This is a genomic window from Tessaracoccus sp. O5.2 (assembly GCF_964266725.1).
Taxonomy (GTDB): Bacteria; Actinomycetota; Actinomycetes; order Propionibacteriales; family Propionibacteriaceae; genus Arachnia; species Arachnia lapidicapta.
On the sequence record NZ_CAXWGV010000005.1, the window covers coordinates 60,443 to 79,999 of the forward strand.

Sequence of the window (19,557 nt, forward strand, 5' to 3'; positions counted from 1 at the left end):
TCAGGCGAGCGTCTTGACCAGCAGATCGCCGCGCCGCTCGAAGCCGACGTGCTCGAGGTAGTGGCGGTGGACGTCGGTGGTGGGCCCCGCCGTCACTTCCCGGATTCCGTGGGCGCGCAACGCGCTGGTGCGGGCACCGTAGATCCACCGGCCCAGCCGTGAGTCGCGGTAGGCGGGGAGCACGTAGTCCAGGGCCAGGTGCAGGGAGTCGCCGTCGCGGGTCCCGAGGACGGCGCCTGCGGGCATGCCCTCGCGCATGAGGATGAAGGCGGTGTCGGCCGGGCGCCGGCGGTACTCCGGCTGGGAGGCGGCGATGTCGTCCTCGTGCGAGTGCAGGAAGTCGACGAGGAACGGCGCGTCCGGCGCGATGGGGACGGCGCCCAGCTCGGTGGAGCTGCTGAACTCCTTGGACAGCGCGATGACGTGGAACACGACGATGGTCGCGTTGGCGAGGATGATCGGGATCGAGCCGATGAGTGCGCCGTAGCCGACGTAGAAGACCGACCCGATGAGCGAGATGGTCCGGATCTTCACGATCGAACTCATGGCGAACGACAGCACGACGAAGGCGGAGGCGATGTAGCCGACGAGCTCGATCCAGTTCATGAGGCAGCTTCCCACGTCCGCCCGGCTGAGCGTGCCGTCATCCGGTCGTGCGCGCCCTCGCCAGGCAGCTGCTGGAGGTTCGCAGCGACTTCACGCAGCACTCCGAGCAGTTCTACTTCCAGGAGGCCGACCCCGACACGTCGCTGGCCAAGCAACTGGTCCACGCCGTCGCGCTGCGCGACGCGGCCCAGGCCTCGGCCGACGCGACTGTTCGCGATGCGGGCATCCACCTCGGGTTGGCGCTCGAGGATCTGGCGACGACCCTGGCGCGGCAGTTCCTCTCCCTCGAAGGCGACGTGGACGAGACCATCGACGCCTACCACCGGGAGCACTACCGGGGAGTCACCCCTGGAAGTCCTCGGGGTCGACGTGCTCGAGGAACTCGCTGAACGCCTTGATCTCCTCCTCCTCATCGACATGCTCCTCGCGCTCGTCCGCGATCCCGGCCTGGTCGAGGACGTCCTCCGCGACCCAGATGACGGATCCGGTTCGGAGCGACAGGCCGATGGCGTCGGAGGGCCGGGCGTCCAGCACGCGGTCGCCGAGGGGCGTGTTGAGGGTGATCTCGGCGTAGAACGTGCCGTCGTCGATGCGGGTGACGGCGATCCGCTCGACCTCGGCGTCGAGCGCCTCGAGCATGGAGCGCATCAGGTCCAGGGTGAGGGGGCGGGGCGGCGGCGTGTCGTCGGCGCCCTTGAGGATCGCGGCCGCCTCCAGGCCGCCGATCCAGATCGGCAGGATGCGGCCGTGGCCCAGGTCCTCGTCGAGGGGCTTGAGGATCACCACGGGCTGTTGTCTGGCGTCGAGGGCCAACCCGGCGATGCGGACGGGGATCATGCGCTCCACCTCCCAGCGGGTCCCGGCGGGGGCCGGGTTGTCGCGGTCATGTCCATCGTATGCCGGGCGCGCGCCGCGGCGGGGCTACCTCCCCGAGAGCAGAGCCAGGCGGTCGGCCTGGGCGAGGGTCGGCTGTCGCATCTCCGTCCTGAGGAACTCCAGCAGCGCCCGGGCCAGATCCGCGTTCTCGGACGTGACGGCGTCGACGGCGACGGCGACGTACAGGTTGCAGGCGAACGCGTCGGTCGCGGTCTGGGCGATGCAGCTGTGTGTGGAGACGCCGCACAGCAGCAGCCGGGTGACGCCCAGCAGCTCGATCTGGTCGCGCAGGTCGGTGCCGTGGAAGGCGCTGTCGCGGGTCTTGACGATCTCCACGTGGGGGACGTCGGCCACACCGTCGACGAACTGGGCCTCGGCCGTGCCCGGGAAGGCGAAGCCCTGGTCGTCCTCGAGCATGTTGAGCGTCCAGGTGGAGCGGTCGCGCTCGTGTTGGGTGCGAACGAGGATGACGGGGCGCCCGGCGTCGTGGGCGGCGTGGATGAGGTCGAGGACCTTCGGCAGGAGGGCGTCCTTCTGCTCCGCCAGGCCGGGCAGCTCGAAGTAGCTGTTCTGCATGTCGATGACGACGAGGGCGAGCTCACCGGGGAGGTGGCCGAAGGACTCCGGGGAGGGCTCATGACGCCATTGTGGCTGCAGGTCGCGCGGGCCACGCGGAGTTGAGCCTGACTCGCGGTCCGGTGAGTGGGGATCCGGGCGGAATCGGGAGCAGCGGCGGCGTCACCAGGCCGTCGCGACGCTCACCGCGAGCACCGCCGTCGCCAGCATCGCGCAGCCGAGCTCGATGAGGATGCCCAGCCCGAGGGCCTTGACCGTCTCCCAGCTGGTGACCGCCGCCTGGCGAAGGTCACGCACCCGGTACCACTCAGCCACGAGCAGTCCGACGACAAAGCCGATCGGCAGGCCGAACCCGGGCAGCAGGATCATTCCGACGATACCGAGCAGGAGGCCGACGGCGATCGGCCACTTGGGGATCTGTCGCTGCTGCAGGGAGCGCCCGGTGAGCGCCCAACTGCTGAGCCCGCCGATGAGCAGCAGGACGACGGCCACCCCGAACGCGACCCAGCCCCAGCTGGACGTGCCCCAGATGGCCCACACCAGCGCTCCGCCGCCGACGAGGATGCTGCCAGGCAGCACGGGAAAGACGATGCCAACGAGGCCGACGAGGGCCAGGACCACGGCCGCGATCGCGGCGACAACTTCGACAGTCACGCGCCCCACCCTACGGCGCGCGAGGGTCCGGGTCGCCGGGCGCCCCCGTGGGGACGCTCAGGCCCGATCAGGCCGAGCCTGAAGCCCGTCGACGGCGACACCCAGCGGCTGGAGCCGTGGCCTCAGTCGTGCGCGTGGGCCTCCAGGAACTCGTAGAGCTCGCGGTCGTCGACGCCTGGGTAGGTGCCCTGGGGCAGGGGCGCGAACAGGTGTGTGCGCACCCTCGGCGACGCCCACCCCTGACCCCTCCAGCGCTCGGTCAGCCCGTCGTCGGGCCGGCGGCAGCACCGCACGTCCGGGCAGGTCGACACCTCACGCCGGTGGGTCTCGCGCCCGCGGAACCACTTGGACTCGGCGTACGGGACCCCGAGGGTGATGGAGAACTCCGAGTTCGTGCCGATGCCGGTCTGTGTGGACTCGAAGAACGTGCCGACGGGGGTGTCGGTGTACTGGTAGTGCTCGCTGGTGCGCGTGGTCCGAGCGAACGCCTGCCGGGCGCTCCAGTGCCGGCAGACCACCTCGCCCTCGGTCGACCCGGTCGCGTCCTGGGGCAGGGGCAGCCCGTCGTTCTCGTAGGCGCCGACCACGCTGCCGTCGCCGTCGACGCGCAGGTAGTGCAGCGTGATGCCCAGATACTGCGTGGCGAGATTGGTGAACCGCAGCGCGGCCCCTTCGTGCGTGACGCCGAAGGTGTCGCGGAAGTCCTCGATCGCGATGTTGCGGTCCCGCTTCGCTCGCTCCAGGAACTCCACCGATGCCGCACGAGGCATCAGGCACGCGGCGGCGAAGTAGCTGGCCTCGAGGCGCTGCCGCAGGAAGTCGGCATAGTCGACCGGCTCCTTGTGGCCGAGCATCTTGTTGGCCACGGCTTGCAGGGCCAGGGACCGGAGGCCGTGGCCACCGGGGATGGAGGCGGGCGGAATGTAGATCCGGCCGTGCTCCCGGTCGACGACGGCGCGCGCCGAGTGCGGCAGGTCGTCGGTGTGGACGATGGTGAGCCCCACCTGCTGGGCGATCTGCGCCACGGCGCGGTGTGTCAGGGCCCCGCTGGTGTGGCGCACGGCCTTGGTGGCCTGCTCGGCGATCGCCTCGATCTCGGGTAGGTGGTTGTTCCGCTCGCGCATGTCGGCCCGGTGCTGCGTGTTGGCGCGCCGCGCCTCCTCGGGCGTCGCGATCGACATCCGTGCCCGCCGGTCGAGCTCGCGATGGAGGCCCACCAGGGTCTTGAGCAGGGCGTCGGACATGGCGCGGGTGGGGCGCAGGATCGGCAAGCCGAGCTCACGGTAGGCCGGTGACGCCTGCGCCTTCTCCAACTCGATCTCCAGAGCTGCCCGCGCTGAGGGTGGCTCCCCGTCGAGCAGGTCGGAGGTGGAGACGTCCAGCGCCGCCGCCAGCGCCTCGAGGAGGGACAGGCGAGGCTCGCGGTGCCCGTTCTCGATCATGGACAGCTGGCTGGGGGCTGTCCCTGTGATCTGTCCCACTTCTTCCAGCGTCAGGCCGGCCTTGGTGCGGAAATGCCTGATGCGGCGCCCCAGCGTCGAGAGATCTGCCATGGACTTCACTCTATGAGAAGAATGGGCCAGAGTTCACACCAATTCGACTATCCAGACGGCGGGGTCCGCTGCCTATGGTGAAACCACGAGGTTATCCGCACCGCAGCGCACCACAGGGAGATTCGCATGACCGCCACCGCCACTCTCACCCGCCACGCCCCCGACAACGCCGACTCCCGAGTCGTCGATTGGGTGGACTCGATCGCCGAACTCACACAGCCTGACCGGATCGTGTGGTGCGACGGCTCCGCCGCCGAGCGACAGCGCCTGCTCGACGAGGCCGTGGCCGCCGGCACGCTCATCCGGCTCAACCCGGAGAAGCGCCCCAACAGCTACCTGGCCCGCTCGAACCCGAGCGACGTGGCCCGCGTCGAGTCGCGCACCTTCATCTGCTCCGAGCGGGAGGACGACGCCGGTCCCACCAACAACTGGGCGGCTCCCGCGGAGATGCGCGTGACGCTGACCGGCCTGTTCCGGGGCGCCATGCGCGGTCGCACGATGTACGTCATGCCCTTCTCCATGGGCCCCGTCGGCAGCCCGCTCGCCCGCCTCGGCGTCCAGGTCACCGACTCGCCGTACGTCGTGCTCAGCACCGGCACGATGACACGGATGGGGGCAGACGCCCTGGCGCAGATCGGCCCGCGCACCGAGTGGGTGCCCGCCGTCCACTCGGTGGGGGCTCCGCTGCAGCCGGGGGACGCCGACGTCGCCTGGCCGTGCAACGAGACGAAGTACATCGTCCACTACCCCGAGACGCGCGAGATCTGGTCCTACGGCTCGGCGTACGGCGGCAACGCCATCCTGGCCAAGAAGGCCTTCGCGCTGCGGATCGCCTCCAAGATCGGCGAGCAAGAGGGCTGGCTGGCAGCCCACATGCTGCTGCTCAAGGTGACCAACCCCAGCGGCCGCGCCTTCCACGTCGCCGCCGGGTTCCCCAGCGCCTGCGGCAAGACGAACTTCGCGATGCTGAAGCCGTCCATGCCCGGCTGGACGGTCGAGACCATCGGCGACGACATCGCCTGGATGGCCCCCGGCCCCGACGGCCGCCTGCGGGCCATCAACCCGGAGGCGGGATTCTTCGGCGTCGCACCTGGCACCGGCCACTCCACCAACCCCACCGCCATCGCCACGGTCCAGAGCGACACCATCTTCACGAACGTCGCGCTGACCGACGACGGCGACGTGTGGTGGGAGGGCCTCACCGAGGAGACCCCGTCGCACCTCGTTGACTGGCAGGGGCGCGACTGGACCCCGGACTCGGAGGCCCCCGCAGCCCACCCCAACTCGCGTTTCACGGTCTCCGCGGACCTCTGCCCGTCCATCGCCGACACGTGGGACGACCCGGCGGGTGTCCCGATCGACGCCGTCATCTTCGGCGGCCGGCGAGCCACCAACGTCCCCCTCGTTGCGCAGGCCAGGAGCTGGGAGCACGGCGTCTACCTCGGCGCGACGCTCGCCTCCGAGCGCACCGCGGCCGCCGAGGGCACCCTGGGCGAGCTGCGCCGCGACCCCTTCGCGATGCTGCCGTTCTCCGGGACCCACATGGCGGACCACTGGCAGCACTGGCTCACGGTGGGCGAGCGGCTCGGGCGCTCGGGTCAGGCACCGTTGATCTTCCAGGTGAACTGGTTCCGCCGCGGCGAGGACGGCCGCTTCCTCTGGCCCGGCTTCTCCGAGAACTCCCGAGCCCTCGCGTGGATGACCGAGCGCATTGAGGGTCGTGCCGACGCCGTCGACTCGCCGTTCGGCCTCGTGCCGGTCGACGGCGCCATCGACTACGCGGCGGCGGGGGTGAGCCGCGAGGACTGGGACGCGTTGTTCGCGATCGAGCCCGAGGCGCTGAGCGCCGAGGCCGACGACACGGACGTGTTCCTGGCCCGGATGGGCGCCAAGGTGCCGGAGGCCGTCATGCGCCAGCACGAGGAGTTCCGCTCCCGCCTCTGACGCACCCGCGCGCGGCCGGTCAGGGCGCCCTTCGCGGAGGGGCGCCGCGCGCACCGATCCGGCGATCGGTGTGGCGACGATGCTACAGTTGCGCACATGTCCACCGTAGCCTCACGCGACCTCCGCAACCACACCCGCTCTGTCCTGGAACGAGTAGCCGCCGGTGACGTCGTCACCGTGACTGTGAACGGGGAGCCGGTAGCCGAGATCCGGAGCCCCGCGAGGCGCCGGCCGGCCGCGATGACGCGCTCGCAGCTCATGGACCTGGTGCACGCCCAGCAGCTGGATGTCGCGCTCGAGGCGGATCTCCGCTGGATCTCAGCGGGCTCCACCGATGACCTCGGCCCCATCCGATGAGCTCGGGTCTGCTGGACACCAGCGTGTGGATCGCGGGCGAAGTGGGCCGGCCGCTCAATGCCGCCGCGCTTCCCGATGAGGCGTGCGTGTGCGTCGTGACGCTGGCCGAGCTTCAGGCGGGCGTGTTGGCGGCGCCCGACACCCGGACCCGTGCGGCGAGGCTCGCCACCGTCGAGCGGCTCGCCGGTCTGGAGCCGCTCGCAGTCGACTCGGCAGCGGCCCGGCACTGGGCCTCCTTGCGCGTACAGCTGCACGAGGCGGGTCGGTCGATGGGGGTCAACGATCTGTGGATCGCCGCCGTGGCGCTGGCCAACGGACTGCCGGTGGTCACTCAGGATTCGAGGTTCGACGTGCTGGCGGAGTTGGGCGCGGTCGAGGTCATCCGCGTCTAGCTAGTCCCTGGACTGGGGCAGCCGCGTACGCTTTCCACGGCGGGGGTTCGACGGCGGGGGCACGACCGGCCCGATGTCGCCGTCGGGTGCCTCGTCCAGGTCGACGATGACCGGGGCGTGGTCGCTCGGTAGCTTGCCCTTGCGTGCGGCGCGGTCCACCCACGCCGCCGCGACGCGGTCCGCCACCGGCTTCGACGCCAGCACCAGGTCGATGCGCATGCCGAGGTCCTGGTGGAACATGCCCGCGCGGTAGTCCCAATAGGAGAACACGCGCTCCGGCTCCGGCCAGCGCGCGCGAACCACGTCGACCAGTCCGAACGCCGCGATCCGCGCCCGCTCCGGACCGGTGACGTGGGTGTGGCCCACGTAGGCGGCGGGATCGAAGACGTCGGCGTCTGCCGGCGCCACATTCATGTCTCCGCACAGCGCCACGTCGGCCGGGCCTGCCGCGACGGCCGCCGCGAGCGCATCGAGCCACTCGAGCTTGTAGGCGTAGTGGTCCGAGGCCACGTCGCGGCCGTTGGGGACGTAGAGACTGTGGATGCGCACACCAGCGCAGGTCGCGCTGATGGCGCGCGACTCCGTCGCGCCGAGATAGTCGGGTTGGCCGGGGAAGTTGTGTTCGACGTCGACCAGTCCCACCCGCGACAGCAGCGCCACCCCGTTGAACCCTCCCTGCCCGTGGTGCGCGACCTCGTAGCCCAGCTGGGTGAGGGGACCCGTGAACAGGTCGAAGAAGGCGGCGTCGCTCAGCTTGGTCTCCTGGAGGCAGACGACGTCGGGGCGCCGCTCCTCGAGCCACGGCAGCAGCCGCGGTAACCGCTGTTTGGCGGAGTTGACGTTCCAGGTGGCGATCCTCACGCCGGAGAGGCTACCCGTCCCGTGGCACCGGGGGAGCCGAGAGCGCCGCTCGCAGCCGGGCCGCGTAGGCGGACTGCTCGCCGGGCGCATACCGGGTGCGGGGCCAGAAGAACCCGCGCAGGCCGTCGCCCTTGGTGCGGGGCACGACGTGGACGTGCAGGTGGGGCACCGACTGGCTGACCACCGTGTTGATGGCGGTGAATGAGCCCTGGGCCCCGAGCGCGTCCACGACGGCGACCGCGACCCGCTGTACGACGGCGAAGAGCGGGAGGATCAGGTCAGCCGGCAGTTCCGTCAGGGAGTCGACGTGGGTCACGGGGCAGACCAGCACGTGGCCCTTGAACACGGGCCTGTGGTCGAGGAACGCCACGACCTCCTCGTCGCGGTAGACCACGTCGGCGGTCACGTCGCCCGCGACGATCCCACACACCAGATCCTGGGAGTCGGGCTGCCTGCTCACCGACCCATTATCGAACCCGGCGGCCCGCACAGGGGCAGCCCGTGTCGCGTCAGTCCTCGATCATCGCGCGACGGGGGACCGCCATCAGCGGGGCCGTCGCGTCGGGATCGGGCCCGTCGCCGGGGTCCGCCGCGAGGTCGAGGTCGTGGGGGATGACCACGGGCTCCTCGAGCAGCCGGGCGACGACCGCCGCCGTCGGGCGGTCCGCCGGCTCTTTCGCGAGGCAGGCGGTGATGATCGCCTCCAGGTCCTCGGGCGTCCCCTCCGGCAGCGGGGGCGGAGCGTCGCGGACGTGCGCCAGCGCGGTGGCGATGGGCGTTCCGCGGTCGAACGGCCTGTCGCCGGTCAGCATCTCGTGGGCCAGAACGCCGAGGCCGTAGATGTCGGACTCCGGCCCCACCTTCTGTCCCAGCGCCTGCTCGGGCTGAGGTAGTGCGCGGTGCCGAGCACCTGGCCCGTCATGGTGTGGGTGCCGCCGTCGATCGACCGGGCGATCCCGAAGTCGGTCAGCTTGGCCCCGCTGTCGGAGACCAGGACGTTGGCCGGCTTGATGTCGCGGTGGATGATGCCGGCCTCGTGGGCCACTGCGAGCCCGGAGGCGAGGGCTGACAGGATGGCCCGCGTCTCGTCGGCAGAGAGGGGGCCGCGCGCGAGCACGCCACCCAGTGTCGGGCCGTCGACGTACTCCATGACCAGGCAAGCCAGACCGTCGACGTCGAGACCTCGGCCACTCTGGGGCCTGACTCGTCGCGCGGGCCTCAAGCGGCGGATCTCGCAGCGACTACGCCACCACATCCGCCACTCGACCCCGCTGGCCGCGGGGCCCTGGGTCGGGAGGCGCATGACGGGCCGCAAGGTCTACTACCCCCAGTAGGTATCGACGCGAGACATTTGTCCAGAGTCAGCGCTGCTCTGACAAGCGTGGAAGTCGCGACCCGCTGAGACTCGACGCCGGCGATGGCCCCCAGGTTGGCCGAAAGTTAGCGTCGGGGAGGCCCGCAGCAGGTCGCTCGGGTGTCATCACAGGGGGTATGGGGCCATGGTGATCAGAATGAGGTCGACGTTGATCGGGCTGTGCGCGGTCGCGGCGTTGACGGTGGGCGCCGGATCGGCGTTCGCAGGGGAGATCAAGGGCACGGGCGAGCTGATGGAAGTCAAGGCGAACTCCGAGTGCGCGTACTCGGGGCTGGAGGACCATCCCTTCGAGCCCGGGACGGTCCAGACGTTCGGTTACGTGAAGCGCATGCACAGCGCGACGGGCGGCGCCAACGAGCAGATGGGACCCGAGGGGATGACCGGGTGCAACGCGCGCGACTACGGCATGCACGACTGAGCAGGCCAACGACCAGGGGCGGTCCCGACGACGGGGCCGCCCCAGTCCATGTCCCGGAAGGACTTGCATACCCCTAGGGGTATGGCATACTGGTGCACATGAACACAGCAGGACCCGACGCCGCCGGTACCGCCGCACCCGAGGTGCAGACCAGCGTGCTGGGCGACGTGCGGGTCGTGGCCAGCGGTCCCGCCTACTGGCGGGCGGTCTGGTCGACGAGGCACACGGTCACGGCCATGCTTGCTGCGGTGGCGTTGTACGTCGCTCTCAGCGCGGCCCGGCCCGCGTCGGGTAGCGTCGAGGTCGTGGTCCTCGCCCTCGCGTCGCTCGTCGGCGCGGTCGCGTTGGCCACGTACGTCCCGCCCGCCGGGGTGTCTCCCCGCACGCACATGACCGGCGGCTCCTGCGGGATCCTCCCGCTGGCGGCCGTCGTCGTGGCGCCGTACATGCTGGCGCAGGCTCCGGTCACCGGGTTTGCGCTGGTGGCGCTGCTGGCTTGCTACGGCATGGCCGCGGCCAAGCGCATCACCGACCACGCCTCCTGCTGACCCAGTAGCCACCCGAAAGGAACCACATGCCCACGCTGGAACTGACCGCCGAGAACTTCGAGACCACCGTCGAGACCGAGGGCATCACCTTCGTCGACTGGTGGGCCGACTGGTGCATGCCCTGCAAGGCCTTCGCGCCCGTCTTCGAGAAGGCGGCCGAGAACCATCCCGACGTCCGCTTCGGCAAGGTCGACACCGAGTCGGAGCAGGGCCTCGCGGCCGCCGCGCAGATCTCCGCCATCCCCACGCTGATGGCCTTCCGTGACGGCATCCTCGTCTTCCGCCAGTCCGGCGCCCTGCCGCCGAAGGCGCTCGAGGAGGTCATCGAGGCCGTCGAGGCGCTCGACATGGACGACGTCCGCCGGCAGCTCGCCGAGGCCCAGGCCGCGGAGGCCCAGCAGGCCTGACGCCCCCGATCCGCCCGCCCGGCCCCACTCTCATGGCCGGGCGGGCATCATCGTTTCTCCAAGGAGGTTCCATTCATGAACTACGCACTGCGCATCGACCTGGACCGCCCGTTCGACGAGACCCTCGCCCGCACCAAGGAGGCGCTGGCCGAGAACGGATTCGGCGTCCTCACCGAGATCAACCTCAAGCAGACGCTGAAGAACAAGATCGACGTCGACATCGATGAGCAGGTCATCCTCGGCGCCTGCAACCCCCGCTTCGCCCACCGCGGACTCGGTGTCGAGCCGTCGCTGGGTCTGCTGCTGCCCTGCAACGTGGTGGTCCGGCACAGCGCCGGCGTCACCGTCGTCGAGGCCATCGACCCGGAGATGATGGTCGAGGTCACCGACAACCCGAAGATGGAGCCGCTCGCGCAGGAAGTGCGGCAGGCGCTGAAGAACGCCCTCGACATCGTCGCGAGCTGACGCCGGCCGGCGGGGCCGCGCCTAGGCCAGCGGCCCCAGCCGAAGCAGTTCCAGCTGGGCGGTCGGCGGAGCGTCGCCGTCGTGCTGCGCGGTGAAGGCCGCCGTTGCGTCGGTCCCGCACAGCGCCAGGATCCTGTCCGGACCGCCCGGGTGTCGGGCGATCCAGTCCGTGAGGTCGTAGACGAACCCGTCGATCGCGGCCCAGCAGGAGTCCGCCGTCGCGTTGGCCTCGACCGTCGCCATCGTGATGGGGCCGTCGCCGGTGGTCGTCGTCGCGGGCGGGCTGCCGAAGCGCGACGGTGTGGCTGTGCTGTCCGTCGGCTCGACAGACGGCGACGGTGTCGCTGACGCTGGGCTCGGGGACGCCTCGCCGGACATGGTCGGGGCGGGCGACGGCGTCGCGTCGGCGACCCCGGACCACACCGCGTAGGACCCCGAATGTCCCGCGAGCACCGTCAGCACGAGCACGGCCGCCGACAGCACGGCCGCCAGCCAGCCGAGCGCCTCACGGGCCCGGGACGGCTCGTCGTCGGCCTCGCGCACCCACCGCAGCCAGGCTCCCGCCGCCGCGAGATAGCCGACGGCGGTGAAGGCCAGCGTCACCCCCCACGTCCGATGCGTCCCCGGGACGCCGACCACCTCGGCCAGCGCGTCGCCGGCCAGCATCGCCACGACCGCCGAGACTGCGCCGACGACGAGGAGGCCGAGCAGCGGCACCGCGAACCGAGCGCGCCACCGGGGCATGAGAACCAGGGCGATCACGCCGAGCGCGACCAGGGGCAGGAGTACGACCACCGCATGCACCACCAGCGGGTGCAGGGGGAGTCCGAACACGGCGTCCACCATGTGCTGAGCGTAGTCGTGGCGGCCAGCTTGGGTCCTGGACGGACTAGGGGCGACAATATGACCATGAGCCATGCGAGTGACGAGGGCCTCGGCGTCTTCGACGATGACCGCCCCACCGCCCCGAGGCGGAAGAAGCGCCGCGGACCGCTGTTCGTGCTGCTGATGGTCTGCATCGGCGTGCTGGCCATCGCGCTCGGCGTCGCGGGCTACTACGCCGGCCGGGGACTCGCCGCGCTCGACTCCGTCTCTCGCGATCAGCAGCTCACCCCCCAGGACTACGAGGGCCGGCCCGCGCCGGCCACGCCCAAGCCGGCCGCCTCCGGGGAGGAGCAGGTGCAGGCGCCCGTCAACTTCGTGCTCATGGGCAGCGACTCGCGCAGCGACATCGAGAACGGGCGCAGCGACTCGATGATGATCGCCCACGTCACCGGCGACCGGAAGGCCGTGTATCTGGTGTCCTTCCCCCGCGACATGTGGGTCGACATCCCGGGCCACGGCAAGGGCAAGCTTAACTGGGCCTACGCCTACGGGGGACCGCAGCTCACCGTCCGCACGCTCGAGCAGCTGACCGGCGTCCGCATGGACCACACGGTGCTCATCGACTTCGAGGGTTTCGTCAAGCTCACCGACGCCGTCGGGGGCATCGAGGTGTACAACCCGTGGGAGACCGAGCAGAACCCCGGCGTGCGCTTCGAGGAGGGGCTGATCCAACTCGACGGGGAGCGCGCCCTCGCCTACGTCCGCGAGCGCTATCCGCTGCCCAACGGCGACCTCGACCGCGCCTACCGCCAGCGCACCGTCGTCAAGGCCATCATCCGCAAGATCATGACGCCCGAGACGCTGGCCAACCCCGTCACGTTCACGCAGGTCGTGGGCCAGCTGGCCGACACCGTCACCGTCGACGACGCCATGACCAACCAGTACGTCACCGACCTGGCGCTGTCCATGCGTCTGGAGGGCACCGGATCCATCGGCATGCTGCAGGCCCCCATCAAGGGCTTCGGCACCATCGAGGGTCAGTCGGTCGACGTCGTGGACACCGAGGGCCTCGCGGAGCTGTCGGCGGCCCTGGCCGGCGACACGATGGACGAGTATCACGCCGCCAACCTCGACGAGGCCTCCGGCGAGCTCGGCCAGGTGGAACCCGAGGAGTGATCCGGCCGCCGGTCCGCTGGTGGGCCCTCGGGGTCGCGGCGGCGCCGGCGCTGGCCGTCGGCTGGCTGGTGTTCGTGGCCGACGGCTGGACGGTCAACCGACTGGTCATCGCGGTGTGGACGCACCTGGGGACCCTGGGGATCGACCTCACGCCGGCCCAGGTCGACGGCGCCCTCAACACCGTCATGCTGGCGCCGATCTCGTTCCTCGCCGCCCTCTGGCTGCCGGCGGTCCGCTGGTGGGTATGGGGCCTGGCCGGCGCCGCGGCGTCGGTGGCCATCGAGGGCGTGCAGTACTTCACCGCGCGCGACGCCAACGGCTACGACGTCGCGACCAACAGCCTGGGGGCCCTGGTGGGCGCCGCCGTCGGGGGAATCGTCAACGCCGCCCTGGCGCGGCGGTCACGTCTCGTCGAGCGCCCGGTCGGTGTACTCGGGCAGGAACCAGGCGGCGATCATCGCGACCGTGAACATGGCCCCGAACAGCCCGAACAACACCGGGCGACCGGCGGCGGCGACCACCCACGGCACGACTAGCGGCGCCGCCATCGCGGCGATGCGGCCGAACGCGGTCGCGGCGCCGGCTCCCGTGGCGCGCATCGCCGTCGGATACACCTCCGGGGTGATGGCGTAGAGCGCCCCCCATGCGCCGAGGTTGAAGAACGACAGCACGCAGCCAGCGGCCAGCGTGACGGTGAAGGCGGTCCCCTCATCGCCGGGGGCGACGGCGGCGGCCAGCCCGGGCGCCAGGCCGAACGCGACGGCGCCGACGACCGATCCGCCGAGGAACGTCACCAGGGTCGGCCGTCGTCCCCACTTCTCGATGAGGAACGCCGCCGTCGCGTAGCCCGGCAGCTGGGCCAGCGTCATGTAGAGGGTGAACTCGAACGACTTCACCAGCGTCATGCCGCCCTCGAACAGCAGCGTCGGCAGCCAGATGAACGCCCCGTAGTAGGCGAAGTTGATGCCGAACCATGTCAGCCACAACGCGATGGTGCGGACGCGGAAGCGGTCTCCCCAGAGGTCGCGGCGGGTGCTCGTCAGCGTCGTCAGGACGGGGCTCTCGGCCGCGGCATGCGTGGGGCTGGCGATCCCGGCGGCGCTCTCGAAGTCGCGGACCACGCGTTCGGCCTCGGCGTGGCGACCCTTCGCCTCGAGGAAGCGGACCGATTCGGGCAGCCCGAAGCGCACGATCAGCGAGTAGGCGGCCGGGATCGCGCCCAGCGCGAGTGCCCAGCGCCAGCCGTTGTCCTGCGGGACGACGAAGAAGCCGATGGTCGCGGCGGCCAGCCAGCCCACGGCCCAGAACGACTCCAGCGCGACCACGACGCGGCCGCGGATCTTGCGGGGCGCGAACTCGCTGACCAGCGTCGAGGCGACGGGGAGCTCGGCGCCGAGGCCCAGGCCGACGACGAAGCGGAACGCGATCAGCGCCACCAGCCCCGTCGACAGCGCTGAGAGCCCGGTGGCCACCCCGTAGATCAGCAGCGTGAGCGCGAACACCTGCCGGCGGCCGATGCGGTCCGCGAGCAGCCCGCCCAACGAGGCCCCGAACGCCATGCCGACGAATCCCACCGACCCCAGCAGCGACAGTTCGCCGCCGCTCAGGCTCCACTCCTGGGCCAGCGCGGCCATGATGAACGAGATGAGCCCGATGTCCATGGCGTCGAGCGCCCACCCCACCCCGGAGCCGATGAGCAGCTTGTTGTGCCGGCGCGTGTAGGGCAGCCGGTCGAGGCGCTCGGTGCGCGTGAGGAGTGCGGACATGACCGCAGTGTAGGCAGCCGGGGGACTGCGGCAGAATGGCGACCATGTCTGAGCTCCGCGGCCTGATCGTCTGCCTCCCCGACGCCCCCCTCGATGACGTCGTCGGCGCCGTCGAGGTGCTGATTCAGGAGGGCTTCTCGCGGTTCGCGCTGCCCGCGTCCGGGGAGGCGTTCGCCGACGCGGTGGCGATATTCGGCGCCCGCGCCACCCTGGGCGCGCTGCGGGTGTCGACCGTCAGCGGCGTCGAGACCGCGGCGGCCGCGGGCGCGCGGTTCGTGCTGGCGGACGTCGCCTCGGGCGAGCTCGCCGAGTCGGCCGCCCGCGCGGGGCTCGCGTGTTACCTGCCGGCGATGACGCCGACCGAGATCAGGGCCGTCCTCGATCATCCGCACGTGGCCGGCGCGCTGCTGTACCCGGCCGACGTGGTCGGGCACGCCATGGCCCACCGCCTCGCGGAGCTGGGACTCGCGGACCGTGTGGTGCCGCTCGGCGGCGTCGGAGCCTACGCCGCGGGCGAATGGAGCAAGGCGGGCTCGCCGGCGGTCTGCGTGGACCAGGCCCTGTTGGGCGATGCCCTGGCCGGCGGGTCGCTCCCGCTGCTCAGAGACCGGTGCGGGTCGTTCCGCTCCGTCGAGCAGGCGATGCCGCAGGGCTGACCTCGGTCAGTCCTCGTCGAGGAAGCTGAGGGAGCGCTCCTCGTCGCCGTCGCCGCGGGCGTTGACGCCCCGGAAGACGAGCACCGCGGCCGTGAGCAGTGCGCCGCCTCCCGCGACGGCCGAGGCCAGCAGGAACCAGGTCACAGCAGCCGGAGCCGGCGGCTGCACGGCCGTGGTGGCGGGCGTCGAGGCGCCGGGGGAGGGTGTGCCCCGGTCCGCGGTGGGCGACGGCGACGGGGTCGTGCTCGGCGAGGGCGACTCGCTCGGGCTCGGGCTCGGGGAGGCGACCTCGGTGTGCTCGATGACGACCGTCAGGGTGGTCCTGGAGGGCTTCAGCCCGTCAGCGCCGGGGAACGTCAGCGTGAGCGTCATCCGTCCGGACGGCTGAGCCTCAGGCACGGCGTAGAAGGTGGTGAAGGCCCCGCCCGCCGTGGTGAGGGTGTAGGAGTCGTCCACCTCGCCGCCGGCGTCGGTCAGGCTGATCCCGGCGTCGACGATCCCGCGGCCGGCCGGGTCGGTGAGCGTCCCGGTCAGGGTGAGGAGTCCGGAGTTCACCGACTTGGCGGGGCCGGTGGCGGTGAGGACCGTGGTCGTCGGGTCGGGCGGCGTCGGATCGGGACGGGCGCTCGCCGTGGGCGTCGCCGATTCGGTCCGGCGGGGTGGGGTCGGGCTGGAGGACGGTGGCTTCTGGCCCGTCGCCTTCCCCTCGACGGTGATGGCTCCGACCGCCCGAGCCGGCTGCACGTCGCCGTCGCCCGCGAACTCGACGGCGACCTCGTGGGTTCCGGCGGCGAGGTCGGAGGGCAGATCGAATCGCAGGGTGAACCCTCCGTTGCCCTGGGTCTCGGCCTCCGCCTGCCGCGCGCCGTCGAGGCTGGCGACGACGACGCGCCGCCTGAGGGGTTCCTCGCCGTCGGTGAGGGTGCCGGTGACCGTGACGCGGCCGTCGGCGACGTCGAAGGCGACGTCCAGCGCGCTGCGGGCATGAGCGGGCAGGGGGAGAAGCGCCAGCACGACGATGAGCGCCAGGACGGCGGCGCGCGCGAGGGTGCGGGGCATGGGGGTCCTTCGTTGGATGCAGTGCTGCGCAGCGTAGCGGATGGCTGAGGGGACCCTGAGAACGGCCCGCCATAGGCGGGTGACTGAGGGGGTTGCATCCGGGCGACGATCACGTATTCTGAGACACGCCTTAGAGATTCTCAGGATATTCAGGAAGCGGTGGATCGATGAGCAGAGCCCGGCGAGCCCAGCGGTCGGATGCGTCGACGGCGGACTCCCCGGAGATCATCGTCGCTCGACGTGCGGCCCCTGCCGCCCTGGCCCGGCCCCGCGCGCAGGTGTCCCGACGGGTCGCGGGTCCGCTGGCGCTCCTGACGGTGGTGGGGCTGGCCGCGGCCGCCGTGATCGCCCCGCCCGGCGCTCAGCTGCGGGAGATGACGGATCCCCAGTACGCGGCCGTGGACACCGGTGTTGTGTCGCGCAACAATGCGAGGCCGTCGCTGTCCCCGTCGCCGAGCCCGACGGCCTCCGCCTCGCCGAGCGCAGTGGCATCGCCCAGCCCCACCCCCAGCGCCTCCCCGTCGGTCGCGGCGGCTGCAACGCCTACCGCCACCCCCGCCGCGACACCGACCCCGACGCCCACCCCCACCCCCACCCCGACGCCGACGCCGACGCCCGAGCCGGTCGACTACACCGCCGTGGCGGAGGGCGCCGGAACGAGGTATGCCACCGCGGCCGTCAACGTCCGGACCGGACCGGGGACGGGCTACGACGCGCGCACGACGATCGCCGCGGGCGCGGACGTGGCCATCACCGCCTGGGCCGTCGAGGGTTGGCGCCAGGTCGTGCTGAGCGACCGGGCCGGATGGATCAAGGAGAGCTTCCTCAGCACCGAGAAGCCGGCAGCGCCGGCGGCGACGACGGCCAGCCGGACCGAGGCCGCGTCCGGGGGCGGCGGCACGGGCTTCTCCAGCGAGCCCTGCGCGGACGCGGCCGGCATCGAGTCCGGCCTCACGACGCGGACCCGTGCCGTCCTGCGCGCGGTCTGTGCCGAGTTCCCCAAGGTGGACAGCTACGGCGGCTACCGCAGCGACGGCGGCTCGTACCACAGCACGGGACAGGCCATCGACGTGATGGTGTCCGGCGAAGACGGCTGGCAGATCGCCCGCTGGGCGCGGGCCAACGCGTCCGCGCTGGGCATCATCGAGGTCATCTACTCGCAGCAGATCTGGACGGCGCAGCGCTCGGGCGACGGCTGGAGAGGCATGGAGGACCGCGGCAGCGTCACCGCCAACCACTATGACCACGTGCACATCAGCGTGCGGTGACCCCTGCCCTAGGCTGGGGCCATGATCACTCCGGTTGACGCCACCACCACCGAAGCCTGGGCGGACCTGAAGGTCCTCAAGGACGCCCTCGTCCCCGATCTCCGCGGCTGGTTCGAGGCGGACCCGCACCGCGCACAGGAGCTCACCTTCGATCTCGCCGACCTGCGGGTCGACCTGTCGAAGAACCTCATCAACGAGGACATCGTCGCCGCCCTGGTCCGGCTGGCCGAGCAGGTCGACGTCGCCGGCCGCCGCGACGCCATGTTCGCCGGCGAGCGCATCAACGTCACGGAGAACCGCTCCGTCCTGCACACCGCCCTGCGGCTCCCGCGCGACGCCGAGCTCACCGTCGACGGGCAGGACGTCGTGGCCGACGTGCACGAGGTGCTGGACCGCATGTACGCCTTCGCGGACCAGGTGCGTTCCGGTGAGTGGACCGGGGTCACCGGCAAGCGGATCGAGACGGTCGTCAATATCGGCATCGGCGGCTCCGACCTCGGGCCGGTCATGGTCTACGAGGCGCTGCTGCCGTACAAGCAGGACGGCCTCGAGTGCCGCTTCATCTCCAACATCGATCCGGCCGACTGCGCCGAGAAGGTCGCGGACCTGGACCCCGAGACGACGCTGTTCATCGTCGCGTCGAAGACCTTCACCACGCTCGAGACCCTCACGAACGCCCGCATGGCCCGCGACTGGTTCCTGACGCGCCTCGCGGAGGCCGGCGTCGTCGACGACACCGACGAGTCCCGCCGCGCAGCGATCGCCAAGCACTTCGTCGCCGTGTCGACGGCGCTGGACAAGGTCGCCGATTTCGGCATCGACCCGGCCAACGCCTTCGGGTTCTGGGACTGGGTCGGCGGGCGCTACTCGGTCGATTCAGCGGTGGGACTGCCGGTCGCCATCGCGATCGGCCCGGACGGCTTCCGTGACTTCCTCGCCGGCTTCCACGCCGTCGACACGCACTTCCGCACCGAGACTCCCGAGCGCAACGTGCCGCTCCTCATGGGGCTGATCAACGTGTGGTACGTCAACTTCTACGGCGCCCACAGCCACGCCGTGCTGCCGTACGCGCAGTATCTGCACCGCTTCGCGGCCTACCTGCAGCAGCTCACCATGGAGTCCAACGGCAAGTCGGTGCGCTGGGACGGCACGCCGGTGACCTCGGACACGGGGGAGATCTTCTGGGGCGAGCCCGGCACCAACGGCCAGCACGCCTTCTACCAGCTGATCCACCAGGGCACGCGCCTGATCCCCGCGGACTTCATCGCGGTCGCGAACCCCGCGCACCCGACGCTCGACGGCGACACCGACGTGCACGGGCTGTTCCTCGCCAACTTCTTCGCGCAGACCGCGGCGCTCGCCTTCGGCAAGACGGCCGACGAGGTGCGCGCCGAGGGGACGCCCGAGGAGATCGTCCCGGCCCGGGTGTTCGCGGGCAACAAGCCCACGACGTCGATCATGGCGCCCGCGCTGACGCCGTCGGTGGTCGGGCAGCTCATCGCCTTGTACGAGCACATCACCTTCGTGCAGGGCATCGTGTGGGGTATCGACTCGTTCGACCAGTGGGGCGTCGAGCTGGGCAAGAAGCTGGCCCTCGACATCGCCCCGGCGGTGTTCGGCGACGCCGACGCCCTGTCGCGGCAGGACCCGTCGACCCAGGCCCTGGTGCGCTGGTACCGCGACAACCGCGTCTGACGCCTCGCGCCCGCGGTGCCGGACCCCGGTGCCGCGGGCAGCGCCGGCCGCTTAGGATCTGATCAGGTTTACAACGATGG

At 71.2% G+C, this 19,557-nt stretch carries 22 protein-coding genes and 2 pseudogenes; 13 read left to right on the forward strand and 11 right to left on the reverse strand.

Annotated features, from left to right (window positions below; translation table 11 throughout):
* The gene (locus ACFQPD_RS03255) at window positions 1-606 is read right to left on the reverse strand and encodes a GNAT family N-acetyltransferase (RefSeq protein ID WP_385898373.1); all 606 of its coding nucleotides are present in this window, start codon (window positions 604-606) and stop codon (window positions 1-3) included.
* Between the two features lie 47 nt (window positions 607-653).
* Here ACFQPD_RS03255 and ACFQPD_RS03260 point away from each other — a divergent pair, with 47 nt between their 5' ends.
* Window positions 654-995 (forward strand): hypothetical protein, encoded by a 342-nt coding sequence (locus tag ACFQPD_RS03260; protein WP_385898376.1) that lies wholly within the window; start codon window positions 654-656, stop codon window positions 993-995.
* On the opposite strand, the gene ACFQPD_RS03265 is transcribed toward ACFQPD_RS03260, so the two are convergent.
* The 4 genes from ACFQPD_RS03265 to ACFQPD_RS03280 all read right to left on the reverse strand — a co-directional run bounded on the left by ACFQPD_RS03265 (window position 949) and on the right by ACFQPD_RS03280 (window position 4,265).
* Window positions 949-1,443 (reverse strand): bifunctional nuclease family protein, encoded by a 495-nt coding sequence (locus ACFQPD_RS03265; protein ID WP_385898379.1) that lies wholly within the window; start codon window positions 1,441-1,443, stop codon window positions 949-951. The two genes, ACFQPD_RS03260 and ACFQPD_RS03265, sit on opposite strands and share 47 nt — an antisense overlap.
* Window positions 1,444-1,527: 84 nt before the next feature.
* Entirely contained in the window at window positions 1,528-2,139 is a 612-nt protein-coding gene (locus ACFQPD_RS03270; protein ID WP_385898466.1) for a cysteine hydrolase family protein, read from the reverse strand.
* Window positions 2,140-2,220: 81 nt separating this feature from the next.
* Window positions 2,221-2,712 carry a DUF456 domain-containing protein gene (locus ACFQPD_RS03275; protein ID WP_385898382.1) on the reverse strand — a complete coding sequence of 164 codons (492 nt, stop codon included), beginning with the start codon at window positions 2,710-2,712 and terminating at the stop codon, window positions 2,221-2,223.
* Window positions 2,713-2,834: 122 nt separating this feature from the next.
* Window positions 2,835-4,265 carry a helix-turn-helix domain-containing protein gene (locus ACFQPD_RS03280; RefSeq protein WP_385898384.1) on the reverse strand — a complete coding sequence of 477 codons (1,431 nt, stop codon included), beginning with the start codon at window positions 4,263-4,265 and terminating at the stop codon, window positions 2,835-2,837.
* 126 nt (window positions 4,266-4,391) lie between these two features.
* Here ACFQPD_RS03280 and ACFQPD_RS03285 point away from each other — a divergent pair, with 126 nt between their 5' ends.
* The 3 genes from ACFQPD_RS03285 (at window position 4,392) to ACFQPD_RS03295 (ending at window position 6,958) form a co-directional block, all read left to right on the forward strand.
* Window positions 4,392-6,209 (forward strand): phosphoenolpyruvate carboxykinase (GTP), encoded by a 1,818-nt coding sequence (locus ACFQPD_RS03285; RefSeq protein ID WP_385898386.1) that lies wholly within the window; start codon window positions 4,392-4,394, stop codon window positions 6,207-6,209.
* Between the two features lie 96 nt (window positions 6,210-6,305).
* Window positions 6,306-6,566 carry a type II toxin-antitoxin system Phd/YefM family antitoxin gene (locus ACFQPD_RS03290; protein ID WP_385898389.1) on the forward strand — a complete coding sequence of 87 codons (261 nt, stop codon included), beginning with the start codon at window positions 6,306-6,308 and terminating at the stop codon, window positions 6,564-6,566.
* Complete coding sequence (locus ACFQPD_RS03295) at window positions 6,563-6,958, forward strand: type II toxin-antitoxin system VapC family toxin (protein WP_385898392.1); 396 nt, start codon at window positions 6,563-6,565, stop codon at window positions 6,956-6,958. Before ACFQPD_RS03290 ends, ACFQPD_RS03295 begins: the two co-directional genes overlap by 4 nt.
* Here ACFQPD_RS03295 and ACFQPD_RS03300 read toward each other — a convergent pair whose 3' ends face one another.
* From ACFQPD_RS03300 to ACFQPD_RS03310, 3 genes and pseudogenes are all read right to left on the reverse strand, one after another.
* Window positions 6,959-7,819 (reverse strand): exodeoxyribonuclease III, encoded by an 861-nt coding sequence (locus tag ACFQPD_RS03300; protein WP_385898395.1) that lies wholly within the window; start codon window positions 7,817-7,819, stop codon window positions 6,959-6,961.
* Window positions 7,820-7,829: 10 nt separating this feature from the next.
* Window positions 7,830-8,279, reverse strand: a complete 450-nt coding sequence (locus ACFQPD_RS03305) for an HIT family protein (protein ID WP_385898398.1) — start codon at window positions 8,277-8,279, stop codon at window positions 7,830-7,832.
* A gap of 87 nt (window positions 8,280-8,366) precedes the next feature.
* Window positions 8,367-9,122, reverse strand: a pseudogene (locus ACFQPD_RS03310) (serine/threonine-protein kinase); the annotation flags it as partial.
* 208 nt (window positions 9,123-9,330) lie between these two features.
* Here ACFQPD_RS03310 and ACFQPD_RS03315 point away from each other — a divergent pair.
* From ACFQPD_RS03315 to ACFQPD_RS03330, 4 genes are all read left to right on the forward strand, one after another.
* Window positions 9,331-9,612, forward strand: coding sequence for a hypothetical protein (locus ACFQPD_RS03315; RefSeq protein WP_385898401.1), 282 nt, complete (start codon window positions 9,331-9,333; stop codon window positions 9,610-9,612).
* Window positions 9,613-9,710: 98 nt separating this feature from the next.
* The gene (locus ACFQPD_RS03320) at window positions 9,711-10,160 is read left to right on the forward strand and encodes a hypothetical protein (protein ID WP_385898404.1); all 450 of its coding nucleotides are present in this window, start codon (window positions 9,711-9,713) and stop codon (window positions 10,158-10,160) included.
* Window positions 10,161-10,186: 26 nt separating this feature from the next.
* Window positions 10,187-10,567, forward strand: a complete 381-nt coding sequence (gene trxA / locus ACFQPD_RS03325) for a thioredoxin (RefSeq protein WP_385898407.1) — start codon at window positions 10,187-10,189, stop codon at window positions 10,565-10,567.
* A gap of 75 nt (window positions 10,568-10,642) precedes the next feature.
* The gene (locus tag ACFQPD_RS03330) at window positions 10,643-11,032 is read left to right on the forward strand and encodes a DUF302 domain-containing protein (RefSeq protein ID WP_078920023.1); all 390 of its coding nucleotides are present in this window, start codon (window positions 10,643-10,645) and stop codon (window positions 11,030-11,032) included.
* Window positions 11,033-11,053: 21 nt separating this feature from the next.
* Here the strand turns inward: ACFQPD_RS03330 and ACFQPD_RS03335 are convergent, their stop codons facing one another.
* The gene (locus tag ACFQPD_RS03335) at window positions 11,054-11,878 is read right to left on the reverse strand and encodes a cytochrome b5 domain-containing protein (protein ID WP_385898410.1); all 825 of its coding nucleotides are present in this window, start codon (window positions 11,876-11,878) and stop codon (window positions 11,054-11,056) included.
* A gap of 63 nt (window positions 11,879-11,941) precedes the next feature.
* Here ACFQPD_RS03335 and ACFQPD_RS03340 point away from each other — a divergent pair, with 63 nt between their 5' ends.
* Entirely contained in the window at window positions 11,942-13,033 is a 1,092-nt protein-coding gene (locus ACFQPD_RS03340; RefSeq protein WP_385898413.1) for an LCP family protein, read from the forward strand.
* A gap of 113 nt (window positions 13,034-13,146) precedes the next feature.
* Window positions 13,147-13,389 (forward strand): annotated as a pseudogene (locus ACFQPD_RS03345) (VanZ family protein); the annotation flags it as partial.
* Between the two features lie 45 nt (window positions 13,390-13,434).
* Here ACFQPD_RS03345 and ACFQPD_RS03350 read toward each other — a convergent pair.
* Window positions 13,435-14,799, reverse strand: coding sequence for an MFS transporter (locus tag ACFQPD_RS03350; RefSeq protein ID WP_385898416.1), 1,365 nt, complete (start codon window positions 14,797-14,799; stop codon window positions 13,435-13,437).
* Between the two features lie 44 nt (window positions 14,800-14,843).
* Here ACFQPD_RS03350 and ACFQPD_RS03355 point away from each other — a divergent pair, with 44 nt between their 5' ends.
* Entirely contained in the window at window positions 14,844-15,455 is a 612-nt protein-coding gene (locus ACFQPD_RS03355) for a hypothetical protein (RefSeq protein ID WP_385898419.1), read from the forward strand.
* Between the two features lie 6 nt (window positions 15,456-15,461).
* Here the strand turns inward: ACFQPD_RS03355 and ACFQPD_RS03360 are convergent, their stop codons facing one another.
* A complete protein-coding gene (locus tag ACFQPD_RS03360) occupies window positions 15,462-16,514 on the reverse strand; it encodes a hypothetical protein (protein ID WP_385898422.1) in 1,053 nt (350 codons plus the stop codon).
* Between the two features lie 167 nt (window positions 16,515-16,681).
* On the opposite strand from ACFQPD_RS03360, the gene ACFQPD_RS03365 reads away from it, so the two are divergent.
* Window positions 16,682-17,782: a hypothetical protein gene (locus tag ACFQPD_RS03365; protein WP_385898425.1), complete on the forward strand. Its 1,101-nt coding sequence runs from the start codon at window positions 16,682-16,684 to the stop codon at window positions 17,780-17,782.
* 21 nt (window positions 17,783-17,803) lie between these two features.
* Window positions 17,804-19,477 carry a glucose-6-phosphate isomerase gene (gene pgi, locus ACFQPD_RS03370; RefSeq protein WP_385898428.1) on the forward strand — a complete coding sequence of 558 codons (1,674 nt, stop codon included), beginning with the start codon at window positions 17,804-17,806 and terminating at the stop codon, window positions 19,475-19,477.
* Window positions 19,478-19,557: the final 80 nt, after the last annotated feature.